Annotated in this window: 1 pseudogene; it reads right to left on the bottom strand. The window is 74.5% G+C overall.

The annotated features are described in order from the left end of the window. Window positions 1-100: 100 nt before the first annotated feature. Window positions 101-16,303, bottom strand: a pseudogene (locus tag ACMCNK_RS01880) (type I polyketide synthase); the annotation flags it as partial. Window positions 16,304-16,388: the final 85 nt, after the last annotated feature.

Below are 16,388 nucleotides of genomic sequence, written 5' to 3'. Positions count from 1 at the left end.
CCATCAGCCCGGCCTCGCGCAGCCGCGACATGGGCAGCGTGGCCAGCGCCGTCCGCAGTTCGGTCTCGGCCGGGTCGGCCGCCTCGCCCAGTTCGGGCAGGAGCTTGTCCTGCAGGAACTCGGCGAGTTCGGTCGGGTTGGGGTAGTCGAAGACCAGCGTCGCGGGCAGCCGCAGGCCGGTGGCGGTGTTGAGCCGGTTGCGCAGTTCGACCGCGGTCAGCGAGTCGAAACCCAGGTCGGTGAACGCCCGCCCGGCCTCGATCGTCGCCGGTCCGGCGTGCCCGAGCACCGCCGCCACCTGCGTACGGACCAGGTCGGACAGCGTCTTGAGCCGGTCGGCGGCCGACAGGGCCGACAACTGCTCGCGCAGGCCGTCCGCCCCCGCCACCGCCGAGGTGGCGGTACGCCGGGCCGCGCCGGGCTGCACGAGTGCCCGCCACAGCGCCGGAACCTGGCCGATGTCCGCCGCCCCGGCCGCCTGGGCCCGCAGTTTCGGCAGGTCGAACCGGGCCGGCACCAGCAGCGCCTCGTCCCGGGTCAGCGCCGCGTCGAGCAGCGCCAGGCCCTGCTCGGCGGTCAGCGCGCCGATGCCGCCGCGGCTGATCCGGGCACGTTCCTCGTCGGTGAGGCGGCCGGTCAGCGCGCTGAGCTGCGCCCACATGCCCCATGCGAGGGAGGTGGCCGGGAGCCCGGAGGCGCGGCGTTCGGCGGCGAGGGCGTCCAGGAACGCGTTGGCGGCGACGTAGTTGCCCTGGCCCGGCGCGCCCATCACCGAGGCGGCCGAGGAGAACAGTACGAACTCGTCCAGGTCGTACCGCTGGGTCAGCTCGTGCAGGTTCCACGCGCCGTCCACCTTGGGCCGCATGACCCGTTCGACGCGCTCACCGGTCAGCGAGCCGATCACGCCGTCGTCCAGGACACCGGCGGTGTGCACCACCGCGGTCAGGTCCTTTTCCGTACGCAGGACCGCGTCCAGTCCGTCCCGGTCGGCGGCGTCGACCGCGACCACCCGTACCGTGGCGCCGCCGTCGGCCAGCCGTGCCGCCAGCCCGGCCGCGTCCGTGGCGTCCGGGCCGGAGCGGCTGGTCAGCAGCAGGCTGTCGGCACGGCCGGACTCGGCCAGGTGCCGGGCGACCAGGCCGCCGAGCGTTCCGGTGCCGCCGGTGACCAGCACCCGCCGCTCCGCCGTGGCGGGTGCGATCGGCGGGATGGTCAGGACCAGCTTGCCGGTGTGCCGGGCCTGCGACATGAACCGCATGGCCTCCCGGGCGCGACGCACGTCCCACGCCCGGGTCGGCAGCAGCGCCAGCTCGCCCGCGTCCACCAGTTCGACGATCCGGTGCAGCATCTCGCCGATTCGCTGCGGGCCGGCCTCGCTCAGTTCGAACGGCCGGTACCGGACGCCGGTCAGCGTCGCCGGGTCGCGCAGATCCGTCTTGCCCATTTCGATGAACGCGCCGCCGTCGGCGACCAACCGCAACGACGCATCGGTCAGCTCACCGGCCAGCGAATTGACCACCACGTCCACACCCGCGAACTTCTCCGCGAACCCGGCATCCCGCGACGAGGCAATGTGGTCATCATCGAGACCCGCCGCCCGCAGCACCGGCCACTTCGCCGGGCTCGCGGTCGCGAACACCTCCAACCCCAGATGACGGGCGATCTGCACCGCCGCCGACCCGACTCCACCCGCGGCAGCGTGAATCAGCACCTTCTGACCCGCCCGGGCTTCCGCCAGGACGACCAGGGCATACCACGCGGTCAGGAACGCCACCGGCGCCGACGCCGCCCGCGTGTACGACCACCCCTGCGGAATCCGCACGACCTGACGCGAATCCGTGACCACCAGCGGGCCGAAACCACCCGCCGCGATGCCCATCACCCGGTCGCCGACCGCCAGACCGACGACGCCCGGACCGACCTCGATGACCACACCGGCGATCTCGCTGCCCAGCACGCCGCCACCCGGGTACATGCCCAGACCGATCAGCACGTCCCGGAAATTCAGCCCGGCCGCGCGAACCGCGACCCTCACCAGGCCCGGTTCCAGCGGCTGGCCGGCGTCCGGCGCGGCCGCGACGACCAGGTCCTCCAGGGAGCCGCCGGTGTCCGGCTCCAGCCGCCACGCCCCGGCGGGCAGTGCCAGCTCTCCCGACGGGCGGGTCAGCCGGCGAGCCAGCACCGTGGCGCCGCGTACGGCCAGTTCCGCCTCGCCGGCGTCGACCACCGACGCCAGTACGCCCGGGTCACCGTCGAGGTCGACCAGGATCAGCCGGCCCGGGTTCTCCGACTGCGCCGACCGCAACAAACCCCACGCCGCCGCAGCGGCCAGATCCCGCACACCCTCACCGGGCACCGCCGACACCGCACCGCGCGTCAACACCACCAACGGCACCGTTTCGAGCCGGTCGTCGGCGACCCAACGCTGCACCAGCTCCAGAGCCTCGGTGGTCACTCGCCGGGCGCTGGGCGCCACGTCACCGTCGCCGCCAAGGCACGTCACCACCGCACGCGGCAGGTCGTCGTCGGCGTGATCGAACGTCCGGGTGATGCCGACACCGAACCGGTCCGCCCCGAGCAACGCCCAGCCGTCGAGCGCGCCGCTGCCGATCGTGCCGACCGGGATCCAGTCCACCGCGAACAGGGCGTCGTGTACCCCGGGGTCGGTGTCGCGGAGCTGGTCGATCGCCATCGGCCGGGTCACCAGCGAGTCGACTGACACGACCGGGGCACCCGCGGCGTCCGCTGCGGTGAACATCAGGTCACCGTTGCCGTCGCGGCGCAGCCGCGCCCGCAGCACCGACGCGCCACCGGCGTGCAGCCGCACCCCGGTCCACGCGAACGGCAGCCGCACCTGACCGGGCCGCGCGGCGTCGGCCGGCTCGCCGGCCAGGAAGCCGGCGTGCAGCACCCCGTCGAGCAGCGCCGGGTGCAGGCCGAACGCCGCGGCGTCGCGCGCCACGTCGTCGGGCAGTGCCACCTCGGCGAAGATGTCCGCGCCGCGGCGCCACACCGTGCGCAGGGCCTGGAACGCCGGCCCGTACTGGTAGGAGGCGCCCAGCGAGTCGTACAGGCCGGTGATGTCGACCGGGGTGGCGTCGCGCGGCGGCCAGACGGTGAGGTCGTCCGCCGGGAGGCCGGCGTCGACGGCCGGGGCGACCTGGCCGCCGGCGTGCCGCACCCACGGCTGTTGCGTGCCGGGCTCGTCGGGGCGGGAGAAGATCTCGAACCCGCGCCGGCCGGTGCCGTCGTCCGCGGTCACCACCACCTGGATGTGGACTCCGCCGCCGTCGGCCGGGATGACCAGCGGGGCCTGCAGGGTCAGCTCCTCCAGCTGGCCGCAGCCGACCTGGTCGCCGGCCCGGACGGCCAGTTCGACGAATCCGGTGCCGGGCAGCAGCACCACCCCGCCGACCGCGTGGTCGGCCAGCCACGGCTGGGTACGCACCGACAGCCGCCCGGTGCACACCACGCCCGCGCCGCCGGCGAGTTCCACCGCGGCGCCGAGCAGCGGGTGGTCCACCGCGCCCAGGCCGAGGGAGGCCGGGTCCCCTGCGGTCTGGGTCAGCGGTTTCGGCCAGTACCGCACGTGCTGGAACGCGTACGTCGGCAGTTCCACCGTGGCCGCGGCCGGAAGCACCCGCGTCCAGTCGACCGCCGCACCCGCGACGAACGCCTCGGCGAGGGATGTCAGCAACCGGGTCGCGCCGCCGTCGTCGCGGCGCAACGTCCCGGTCACGACCGCGTCCTGCACCGTGTCACCGATCGCACCCAGCAACACCGGATGCGGCGTGACCTCGACGAACACCTGGTGGCCGAGACCCGCCAGGGTCCGCACGGCCCGCTCGAACTGCACCGGGTTACGCAGGCTCGCAAACCAGTACGCCGCGTCCAGCTCGGTGCCGGTCAGGGTCTCGCCGGACATTGCCGACACCATCGGTACCCGGCCTGCACGCGGACTGATCCCCTCAAGGACTGACAGGATCTTCTGCTCCAGGACGTCCACCTGAGGCCCGTGGGACGCGTAGTCCACCGCGACCATCCGGGCACGGACGCCGTCAGCCTCGAACTGAGCTTGCAGCTCCTCCAACGCTTCGGGCTCGCCGGACACCACCACCGACGCCGGGCCGTTGACGGCCGCCAGCGACACCCGCGCGTCCAGAAGCGGCTCGACCGACTCAGCAGACGCCGCGACCGACATCATGCCGCCCGCACCCGAGAGCGCCCGCAGTGTCTGCGACCGCAACGCCACCACCCGCGCCGCGTCGTCCAGACTGAGCATCCCCGCCACCGTCGCCGCGGCGATCTCACCCTGCGAATGACCCACCACCGCATCCGGGGCAACCCCCGCGGCCTCCCACACCGCAGCCAGGGACACCATCACCGCCCACAGCAACGGCTGCACCACATCCGCGTCGGTCCACTGATCCTCACGCGACAACATGTCGGCCAACGACCACTCGACATACGGCGCCAGAGCCTGCTCACACTCGGCCAGGCGCGCGGCGAACACCGGCGAGTCCGACGCCAGTTCGCAACCCATGCCGACCCACTGCGAACCCTGACCCGGGAACACGAACACCGACCGCACGCCCGGTCGTGCCGTACCCGAAATCACCGATCCGGACGGCAGCCCGGTGGCCACGCTGTCCAGCCCGGCGACCGGCTGGTCCGCACCGTCGCCGACGATCACCGCGCGGTGCTCGAAGGCGGACCGGGTCGTCGCCAGCGACCACGCCACACCGGCGGGGTCCAGCCCCGGCCGCAACGTCATCCAGTCGCGCAACCGGGCCGCCTGACCGGTGAGCCCGTCGGCGGACCGGCCCGAGACCACCCAGGCGCCCGCGGCGGTGACCAGCGGGGTCCGCTCCTCGGGGGCCGGTGCCTCCGGCGCCGCGGGAGCCTCTTCCAGGATCACGTGCGCGTTGGTGCCGCTCAGGCCGAACGACGACACACCCGCACGCCGGGGGCGGTCGCCGGCGGTCCACGGCACCGGCTCGTTCAGCAGCCGGACCTCGCCCGCGGACCAGTCCACGTGCGGCGACGGCTCGTCCGCGTGCAGCGTCCGCGGCAGGTGCTGGTGCTGCAGCGCGAGGACCATCTTGATGACCCCGGCCACGCCGGCCGCGGCCTGGGTGTGGCCGATGTTCGACTTCACCGAGCCGAGCAGCAGCGGCCGGTCCTGCGGGCGCTGCTGGCCGTACGTGGCGAGCAGCGCCTGCGCCTCGATCGGGTCGCCCAGCTTGGTGCCGGTGCCGTGCGCCTCCACCACGTCCACATCGGACGCGGTAAGGCCCGCGTTGGCCAGCGCCGCCCGGATGACCCGCTGCTGCGACGGCCCGTTCGGGGCGGTCAGCCCGTTGGATGCGCCGTCCTGGTTGATCGCCGAGCCACGCAGCACCGCGAGGACGGTGTGGCCGTTGCGGCGGGCGTCGGAGAGCCGTTCCAGGACGATCATGCCGGCGCCCTCGGCGAAGCCCATGCCGTCCGCCTGGGCCGAGAACGCCTTGCAGCGGCCGTCGCGGGCCAGTCCGCTCTGCTCGCTGAACCCGACGAAGCCGTCCGGGGTGACCAGCACCGTGATGCCGCCGGCCAGGGCCATCGCGCACTCGCCGGAACGCAGCGCCTGCGCGGCCAGGTGCAGGGCGACCAGCGACGACGAGCAGGCGGTGTCGACCGTGACCGCCGGGCCCTCCAGGCCCAGGGCGTACGAGACCCGGCCCGACAGCACGCTGGTGGCGTTGCCGGTGATCAGGTGCGCGGCGCCGTCGAGGTCGGCGCCGATGCCGTACCCGGAGGCGTAGCCGCCGGCGAACACGCCGGTGGCGCTGCCGCGCAGCGTCTGCGGGTCGATGCCGGCCCGTTCCAGCGCCTCCCAGGAGACCTCCAGCAGCAGGCGCTGCTGCGGGTCCATGGCGAGGGCTTCGCGGGGGCTGATGCCGAAGAATCCGGCGTCGAACTCGCTCATGCCCTGGATGAAGCCGCCGGCCTGGACGTACGACGCGTACCCGGATCCGGAGGCGAGCGCATCCAGGTCCCAGCCGCGGTCGTCCGGGAAGCCACTGATGGCGTCGCCGCCGGAGGTGAGCAGCGCCCACATGCTGTCCGGGTCGGCCACGCCGCCGGGGTAGCGACAGCTCAGGCCGACGATGGCGATGTCGTCACCGCCCGCCGCCAGGGCCGGCCCGACCGTTGCCGGGGCGGCGTCCGTGACCGCGCCGAGCAGTTCGGTCTGCAGGTACTCGGCCAGCACCGTCGGGTTCGGGTAGTCGAACAGCAGGGTGGCCGGCAGCCGCAGCTCGGTGGACTTCATCAAGTCGTTGCGCAGCTCGACCGAGGTCAGCGAGTCGAACCCGAAGTCGCTGAACGCGCGGCCGGCGTCGACCTCGTCCGGGGACGCGAAGCCGAGGACGTTCGCGGCGGCGGCCCGGATCAGGTCGGTCAGGATCCGGCGCTGCGCTGCCGGGGTTTCCCCGGCGATCCGGCGGGCCAGGTCCTTCTGCGGCTCTGCAGTGGCCGCGCCGTTCTTCAGGGCCGCGGCGAGCTGGTGGATCTCCGGGAGGTCCCGCATCACGGGCACCTGCAGCAGACCGGACGCGCTCTGCGGGTCCTGCAGGATCAGCGGCCAGTCGATGTTGGTGACGGTCAGCATCGTGTCGGCGCCGTCGAGCGCCTCGCCCAGGGCCCGAACCGCCAGGTCCGGGTCCATCAGACCCTCCCACTGGTTGCGGGCCAGCCGCTGCCGGGCGGCCTCGCTGCCCTGGGCGACACCGCCGCCGGACCACGGGCCCCACGCCACGGCGAGGGCCGGCAGGCCGCGGCCGCGCCGGTGCTCGGCGACCGCGTCCAGGTACGCGTTCGCGGCGGCGTAGTTGGCCTGGCCGGGCCCGCCGGTGGTGGCGACCACGGACGAGAACAGCACGAACGCGTCCAGGTCCAGTTCGGCGGTCAGCTCGTCCAGGTACGCCGCGCTCGCGGCCTTGGCCGCCAGTACGGTGTCGAGGCGCTCGGCGCTCAGCCGGTCGATCACACCGTCGTCCAGTACGCCGGCCGTGTGCACCACTGCGGACAGTGGCGTGCCGTCCCGGCGAGTCCGGTCGATCAGTGCGGCGAGCTCGGCCCGGTCGCTGACGTCGCACGTCAGTACGTCGACCCGGCTGCCGTGCGCGGCCAGCCCGGCGGCGTGCGCCGCGACGTCGCGGCCGGACGGTCCGGAACGGCTGGTCAGCACCAGCCGGTCCGCGCCGCTGCCGGCCAGCCAGCGGGCCACGTGCCCGGCGAGGGCGCCGTTGCCGCCGGTGATCAGTGTGCTGCCGTGCTCGGGACTCCACCGGCCGCTGGTCGCCGGCTGCGGGGCGCGGGTCATCCGGCGGCCCATGATCCCGGCGGGCCGGATCATGACCTGGTTCTCGTCGCATCCGGCCAGGACGGTCGCGAGCCGCGCGCCGGCCCGGTCGTCGAGTACGGCCGGCAGGTCGATCATGCCGCCCCAGCGGTCCGGGTACTCCAGTGCGACGACCCGGCCGAAGCCCCAGGTCTGCGCCTGCAGCGGGCTGGTGAGTAGCTCGCCGGGCCCGGAGGTGACGGCGCCGCGGGTGAGCAGCCAGAGCGGGGCGAGGACCCCGGTGTCGCCGAGGGCCTGGGTGAGTGCGAGGGTGGCGGCGAGTCCGCGGGGCACCGCCGGGTGGGCGGGCAGCGGGGTCTCGTCCAGGGCCAGCAGCGACACCGCGCCGAGCGGCGCGGCCGGGTCGGTGCCGGTGCGGCGCAGCGTGTCGGCGAGCAGTCCGGCCATGGCGTCCCGGTCGGTGATGTCCGCGGGCACGTCGACGACCACGGGCTGGGCGCCGCGGGCAGCGAGGGCGGTCACGCAGTCGCGGCTCAGTTCCGGGTTCGTCCCGGCCGGGGTCACGACGAGCCACTGCCCGGTGAGCCGGGCGGGGCCGGATTCGGTCACGGGCGCCCACGCGATCCGGTAGCGCCAGTTCGCGGTCGCCGACCGTTGCTGCTCGCGGCGGCGCCAGGACGCCAGCGCGGGCACCACGTCGCTGAGCTGGGTCGGGTTCGGGATCGCCAGGGTGTCGGCGAGGCGGGCCAGGTCGTTGCCCTCGACGGCGGCCCAGAACGCGTCCTCGGCGGGCGTGCCCGTACCGGCGCCGGGTGTGGCCGCGGACGCCGGCTCCAGCCAGTACCGCTGGTGCTGGAACGCGTACGTGGGCAGGTCGGCGCGGCCCGCGGCGGGCAGGACGGCGGTCCAGTCGACCGGCAGCCCGCCCACGTGGGCCTGGGCCAGTGAGGTGAGCATGCGGGCCGCGCCGCCGTTGTCGCGTTCGAGGGTGCCCACGACCAGCGTGTCGGCGGATCCGGCGTCCTCGGCGGTCTCGGTCGTCGCGGCGGTCAGCACCGGGTGCGGGGAGACCTCGACGAACGCGCCGTAGCCGCTGCCGAGCAGCACTCGCACGGCCTGTTCGAAGCGGACCATCCGGCGCAGGTTCGCGTACCAGTAGGCGGCGTCCAGTTCCTCGCCGGACACCCATTCGCCGGTGACCGTGGAGACCATCGGCACCTGCCCGGCGCGGGGGGTGATCGTGGCGAGTTCATCGTGCAGCAGCCCGGCCAGCGGCTCCACCGCCGGGGAGTGCGCCACGAAGTCGGTCGCCGGGATCCGCCACCGCATCACGTGGCGCGCGGCCAGCTCACGTTCGAACTCGGCGAGCGCGTCCGGATGCCCGGAGACCACCGACGCGGCCGGGCTGTTCACGGCGGCCAGCGACAGCCGGTCGCCCCACCGCTCGGCGAGTTCGCGTACCGGCTCCGCCGGCATCACGACGGACACCATCGAGCCCTGCACGGACAGCCCGGTCAGCGCCCGGGACCGTACCGCGACGACGCGGGCGGCGTCGTCGAGCGACAGCATGCCGGCGACCGTCGCGGCCGCGATCTCCCCCTGGGAGTGGCCGAGCACGGCGTCCGGGCGGATGCCGGCGGCCTGCCAGACCGCGGCCAGCGACACCATGACGGCCCACAGGACCGGCTGCACGACGTCGGCCGCGGCCAGTTCCGGCGCGCCGTCGGCGCCGGACAGCACATCGGACAGGGACCATTCCACGTACGGCGTGAGCGCCCGCTCGCACTCGGCGAGGCGGGCGGCGAACACCGGGCTGGCGGCCTGCATGTCCCGGCCCATGCCGATCCACTGGGTCCCCTGGCCCGCGAAGATGAACGCGGTCCGCCCGTTCGCCCGGGTCACGCCGGTGACCACCGACCGGGAACGCGCCCGCTCGGCCACACTGAGCAGCCCGGCGGTCAACTCCTCGCGGTCGCCGCCCACCACGACCGCGCGGTGCTCGAACGCCGACCGGGTCGACGCCAGCGACCACGCCACCTCGGCCGGGTCGAGCTGGGGACGCGCGGTCACCCAGTCCCGGAGCCGGTCCGCCTGCGCGGTGAGCCCGTCGGCGGTACGGGAGGAGACCGTCCACGCGGTGGCTCCGGTGACCAGCGGGGCCCGGTCGTCGGCCGCGGGCGGCTGCTCGGCGGCCGGCGCCTCTTCGAGGATGACGTGCACGTTGGTGCCGCTCATGCCGAACGCGGAGACGCCGGCGCGGCGGATCCGCCCGCCGCCGGCAGGCCACTGCACCGGCTCGTGCAGCAGCCGGACGGTCCCGGCCGACCAGTCGACGTGCGGGGTCGGCTCCTCGGCGTGCAGGGTTCGCGGCATCCGCTGGTTCTGCAGCGCCAGCACCATCTTGATGATCCCGGCCGAGCCGGCGGCGGTCTGGGTGTGCCCGATGTTGGACTTGACCGAACCCAGCCACAGGGGACGGTCCTCGGGGCGGTCCTGCCCGTACGTCGCGATCAGCGCCTGCGCCTCGATCGGGTCGCCGAGCGTGGTCGCCGAGCCGTGCGCCTCGACCACGTCGATGTCGTCCGCGGTGACGCCGGCGTTGGCCAGGGCGGCGCGGATGACCCGCTGCTGCGACGGGCCGTTGGGTGCGGTCAGGCCGTTGGAGGCACCGTCCTGGTTGACCGCGGAGCCGCGGACGACCGCGAGGACCTTGTGCCCGTTGCGCTGGGCGTCGGACAGCCGTTCGAGCACGATCATGCCGACGCCCTCGGAGAAGCCCGAACCGTCGGCGTCCGCCGCGAACGACTTGCAGCGGCCGTCCACCGACACGCCCTTGGCCTGGGAGAACGCGACGAACACCGCGGGGCTGACGGCGACGGCGACGCCACCGACCAGGGCCAGGGAGCATTCGCCGGCCCGGATGGCCTGGCTGGCCATGTGCAGTGCGACCAGGCCGGAGGAGCAGGCGGTGTCCACGGTGACGGCCGGGCCTTCGAGGCCGAGGGCGTACGACAGCCGGCCGGACATGACGCTGGCGGCGGTGCCGGTCATCAGGTGGGTCTCGGCGACCCCGGCCTCTTCTAGTGCGGCGTCGATGCCGTACCCGGAGGCGGAGCCGCCGACGAACGCGCCGGTCCGGCTGCCGCGCAGCGTGGCCGGGTCGATGCCGGCCCGTTCCAGGGCCTCCCACGAGGTCTCCAGCAGCAGCCGCTGCTGCGGGTCCATGGCCAGGGCCTCGCGGGGGCTGATCCCGAAGAACGGGGCGTCGAAGCCGCTCGCGTCGCGGACGAAACCGCCGGCCTGGGTGTACATGGTGCCGCTGCGCTCGCCGTCCGGGTCGTACAGGGCGTCGAGGTCCCAGCCGCGGTCCAGCGGCAGCGGGCCGATCACGTCGGTGCCGGTTTCCAGCACCTGCCACAGTTCGTCCGGTCCGACCGCGCCGCCGGGGAACCGGCAGGCCATGCCGACGACCGCGATCGGCTCGTCGGCCGCGGCCGGTACCGGGGCGGCGGGAGTGGCGGCCACGGCGGGCAGGTCGCCGGTCAGTTCCTCGCGCAGCATCGTGACCAGGGCGACCGGGTTCGGGTAGTCGAACACCAGCGTGGCCGGCAGCCGCAGCCCGGTCTCTGCGCTGAGCCGGTTGCGCATGTCCACCGCGGTCAGCGAGTCGAAACCCAGGTCGGTGAACGCCCGGCCGGCCTCGACCACGGTGCCGTTGCCGTACCCGAGGACCGCCGCGACCTGCGCGCACACCAGGTCCAGCAGCAGCCGGTCGCGGTCCGGGCCGGCCACGGACGCGAGCTGCCGCCGCAGGCCCTCGCCGGGGCTGCCGGGGGCGTCCGCTGCCGCCGAGGCCGCCGTACGCCGGGTGGTGGCCGGACCGGCCAGCGACCGCCACAGCGTCGGGATGTCGGTGGCCCGGCTGGCCCGCGCGGCCTGTGCCCGCAGCGCGGCGAGGTCCATCCGGGCCGGCATCAGCACGGCCTCGTCGCGTGCCAGGGCCACGTCCATGACGACCAGGCCCTCGTCGGCGCCCAGCGGCACGAAGCTCTGGTCGATGCGGGCCAGTGCCCGCTCGTCCAGGTTGCGTCCGATCCCGGCGTCGTGCGCCCACGGGCCGAGCTGCAGCGACATGCCGGCCAGGCCGGCCGTGCGCCGGTACGCGGCCAGCGCGTCCAGGAACGAGTTGGCCGCCACGTAGCTGCCCTGGCCGGGCGCGCCGAACGTGGCCGCCGCCGACGAGAACGTGACGAAGTGGTCCAGGTCCATCCCGGCGGTGAGTTCGTGCAGGTGCCAGGCCGCGTCGACCTTGGGCCGCAGGACGGTGTCCAGCCGGTCCGGGGTCAGCAGCGCGATCACGCCGTCGTCGACGACGCCCGCGGAGTGCACGACCGAGCCGAGCGGGCAGTCGTCCGGGATGGTGGCGAGGACGGCGGCCAGCGCGTCGCGGTCGGCCGAGTCGCAGGCGACCACGCGCACCCAGCCCCCGAGCCGGGCCACCTCGGCGGCCAGCGTGGCGCAGCCCGCCGCGGCCGGGCCGGAGCGGCTGAGCAGGACCACGCCGGCGGCCCGGCCGGTGGCCACGAAATGCCGGGCGACCAGGCCGCCCAGGGTGCCCGTGCCGCCGGTCACCAGCAACGCGCGGCCGGCGGCGGTGTCGGACGGCCACTCGGCCGGCGCCAGTTCGCCGGCGGGGCGGGTCAGGCGGCGGCCGTACGCGGTCCGGTCCCGGACGACCAGTTCCGGCTCGCCGCTGTCCACGACGGACGGCAGCACCTCGGCCTGCGCGCCCGGCTCGGTGGCCGGCAGGTCGGCCAGGATCAGCCGGTCCGGGTACTCCGCCTGCGCGGAGCGCAGCAGACCACGTGCGGTTGCCGCGATGAGGTCGGTGATCTCGTCGCCGTCCACGGCGGCGACCGCGCCACGGGTGACGATCACCAGGCGGGCGGTGTCGAGGCGCTGCTCGTCGAGCCACGCGTGGGCCAGTGCCAGCGCGGACGTCGCGCCGCGGCGTACCCGGTCCGGCAGGGCGGCGTCGTCGCCGGGGTCGCCGACGACCGTCAGGACCAGGGCGGGGTCGATGTCGCCGTGCTCCGCCGCCGCGGCGAGCGCCGCGAGGTCGTCGTAGGCCCGTACTGCCACGCCCGCGGCCGTCAGGCCGTCGGCCAGGCCGAGGTGGTCGGGGCCGAACAGTGCCCACTCCCGGTCCGTGACCGCGGACCCGGCGACGGGCACCCACTGCTGGACGAACAACGATTCGGCGAGTGCGTTGTCGGCGGTGCGCAGCTGGTCCACCGACACGGGGCGGTGCACCAGCGAACCGACCGACACCACCACGGCGCCGGTCGTGTCCGCCGCGGTCAGCGACAGTCCGCCCTGTGCGGTGCGGCGCAGCCGGACCCGCAGCACCGAGGCGCCGGTGGCGTGCAGTTCCACGTCGGTCCAGGCGAACGGCATGCGCAGCTGCCCCGGCTCGCCGGATGCGGCCGCGTCGACAGCCTCCAGCACGGTGCCGTGCAGTGCCGCGTCCAGCAGCGCCGGGTGCAGGTCGTACGAGCCGGCCTGCGGGAGCAGTTCCTCGGGGAGCGCCACCTCGGCGAAGATGTCCGCGCCGCGGCGCCAGGCGGCCCGCAGGCCTTGGAACGCGGGCCCGTACACGTCCGAGAGGTGCACCGCGTACACGTCGGTGATGTCCACCGGCTGGGCGTCGCGCGGCGGCCACGTCTGCAGGTCGTCGTCGGCCGGGGCGGGGGTGGTCGCCGGGGACAGCGTCCCGCTCGCGTGCCGCACCCAGTCCGGTGCGGCCGCGTCGTCGGCCCGGCCGTAGATCTCGACGGCGCGGCGGCCCGCGGCGTCCGGGCCGGCGACGACCACCTGCACCTGGACCGCGCCGCCGTCGGCGGGCAGCGCCATCGGCGTTTGCAGCGTCAGTTCTTCGAGGACTCCGCAGCCGGCCTGGTCACCGGCGCGGACCGCCAGCTCCACGAAGCCGGTGCTGGGCAGCAGCACCACCCCGCCGACCGCGTGGTCGGCCAGCCACGGCTGGGTACGCAACGACACCCGGCCCGTGCAGACCAGTCCCGCCCCGCCGGCGAGTTCGACCGCCGCACCGAGGAACGGGTGCCCCACCGAGCCCAGGCCCAGCGACACCGCGTCGCCGCGGCCGCCGCCGATCCGGTCGTCCAGCAGCAGCAGGCCCTCCGGCCAGTACCGGGTGCGCCGGAACGCGTACGTCGGCAGCTCCAGCCACGCCGTGGCGGGCAGCACCGCGGCCCAGTCGACCGGGGCGCCCTGCACGAACGCCTCGGCGAACGAGGTGACCACGCGGCTGCTCCCGCCGTCGTCGCGGCGCAGCGTTCCGCACACCGCGGCGGCGACGACACCGGGGCCGGCGGCCTCAGCCGCGTCCGCGCACGTGTCGTTCATCGCGCCCATCAGGACCGGGTGCGGGGACACCTCGATGAACACCTGGTGGCCCTGGCCGGCCAGGGTCCGCACGGCCCGCTCGAAGTGCACCGGGTTGCGCAGGCTGGCGTACCAGTACGCGGCGTCCAGCTCGGTGCCGGTCAGGGTCTCGCCGGACATCGCGGACACCATCGGCACCCGGCCCGCGCGGGGCGTCACCCCGGCCAGGGCGGACAGGATCTCCTGCTCCAGCGCCTGCACCTGGGGCCCGTGCGAGGCGTAGTCGACGGCCACCATCCGGGCCCGGATTCCCTCGGCCTCCAGCGCGGAATTCAGCTCCTCCAGGGCTTCCGGCTCGCCGGAGAGCACGGTCGCGGCCGGGCCGTTCACCGCGGCGACCGAGATGCGCTCGCCCCACCAGCCGAGGCGCTGTTCGAGCGCCGCGACCGGCTCGGCCACGGACAGCATGCCGCCGGCGCCGCGGATCGCGCGCAGCGTCTGCGACCGCAGCGCCACCACCTTGGCGGCGTCCTCGATGCTCAGCATCCCGGCCACGGTCGCGGCCGCGATCTCACCCTGCGAGTGGCCCACCACGGCGTGCGGCGTGACACCGGCGGCCTCCCAGACCGCGGCGAGCGAGACCATGACCGCCCACAGCAGCGGCTGCACCACGTCGGCGTCGTTCCAGTCCGGCGCCGCGTCCGCGCCGGACAGCACCGCGGTCAGCGACCAGTCGACGTACGGCGCCAGGGCCTGCTCGCACTCGGCCAGCCGGGCCTGGAACACCGGGCTGGTCTCGGCGAGCTCGCGTCCCATGCCGAGCCACTGCGATCCCTGGCCGGGGAACACGAACACCGGCCGCGCGTCGTCGCGCACCACTCCGGAGACGACGGCACCGTCGGCCACCCCGCCGGCCAGGTTGGCCAAGCCGGACAGCAGTTCGGTACGGTCGCCGCCGACCACCACGGCGCGGTGCTCGAACGCCGACCGGGTGGTCGCCAGCGACCACGCCACCTCGGCCGCGTCGAGGTCTGCCCGCCCGGCCGCCCACTCGTGCAACTGCACGGCCTGCGCCGACAGGCCGTCCGCGGACCGGCCGGACACCAGCCAGGCGCGGGCCCCGGACACCACCGGCTCGGCGGCGGCCTCGTCCGGCTGGGCGTCGTCGGCGGCCGGCGCCTCTTCCAGGATCATGTGTACGTTGGTGCCGCTGCCACCGAACGCGGACACGCCCGCGCGGCGCACCCGCTCCCCGGCCGGCCAGGGCACCGCTGCGGTCAGGAGCTTGACGTCGCCCGCGTCCCAGTCCACGAACGGGGTCGGCTCGGTCACGTGCAGCGTCTGCGGCAGCAGGCCGTTCTGCAGGGCGAGGACCATCTTCATGACGCCGGCCACGCCGGCCGCGGCCTGGGTGTGGCCGATGTTCGACTTCGCGGAACCCAGCCACAGCGGCCGCCCGTCCGGCCGCTCCTGGCCGTACGTGTTCAGCAACGCCTGCGCCTCGATCGGGTCGCCGAGCGTGGTGGCCGTGCCGTGCGCCTCGACCACGTCCACGTCCGCGGCGGACAGCTGGGCATTGGCCAGCGCGGCCTGGATGACGCGCTGCTGCGACGGGCCGTTCGGGGCGGTCAGGCCGTTGGACGCCCCGTCCTGGTTGGCCGCGGAGCCGCGGATCACGGCGAGCACGTGGTGTCCCTGGCGGCGGGCGTCGGACAGCCGCTCGATGACGATCATGCCGGCGCCCTCGGACCAGCCGGTGCCGCTCGCGTCCGCGGAGAACGCGCGGCAGCGGCCGTCGGCGGCCAGACCCTGCTGGCGGGAGAACTCGAAGAAGTTGCCCGGGTTGACCAGGACGGTGATGCCGCCGGCCAGCGCGGTCGTGCACTCACCGGACCGGACGGCCTGGCAGGCGAGGTGCAGCGCGACCAGCGACGACGAGCACGCGGTGTCGACGGTCAGCGCGGTGCCTTCCAGGCCCAGCGCGTACGCCACCCGGCCGGACATGACGCTGGTCAGGTTGCCGGTCATCATGTGGCCCTCGTACTCGCCGAGGCCCTCGTCCGACATCGCCAGGCTCACCGCGTAGTTCGACGTGAAGCCGCCGACGAACACACCGGTCTTGGTGCCGCGCAGGTTCTCGGCGTCGATGCCGGAGTGCTCCAGCGCCTCCCAGCAGACCTCCATGAGGATCCGCTGCTGCGGATCCATCGCCATCGCCTCGCGCGGGCTGATCCGGAAGAACTGCGAGTCGAAGCCGCTCGCGTCCCGCATGAATCCGCCGGACTTGGTGATCGAGCCGGACTTCGTCGGGTCCGGGTCGTAGATGTTCTCCAGGTCCCATCCACGGTCGTCCGGGAATTCGCCGATGCCGTCACCGCCGGCGGCGAGCAGGTCCCAGAACTGCTGCGGGGTGTCCGCGCCGCCCGGCAGCCGGCACGCCATGCCGACGATCGCCAGCGGCTCGTGGGCGCCCGCCTCGAACGTGTGCAGACGCCGGCGCGTCTCCTGGAGCTCGGCTGCGGTCTTCTTGAGGTAGTCGAAGAGCTTATCTTGCTTGTCCACAGTGCCCCTTAACACAACCATGCCGTCAGCGAGCTCGAAAAAGGAGGTACGGGAGCTCGGCTGTGGGCCGCAGCTC

This window comes from Krasilnikovia sp. MM14-A1259, from assembly GCF_047159535.1.
Lineage (GTDB): Bacteria > Actinomycetota > Actinomycetes > Mycobacteriales > Micromonosporaceae > Actinoplanes.
This window is presented reverse-complemented; position numbering and strand designations above follow the sequence as displayed.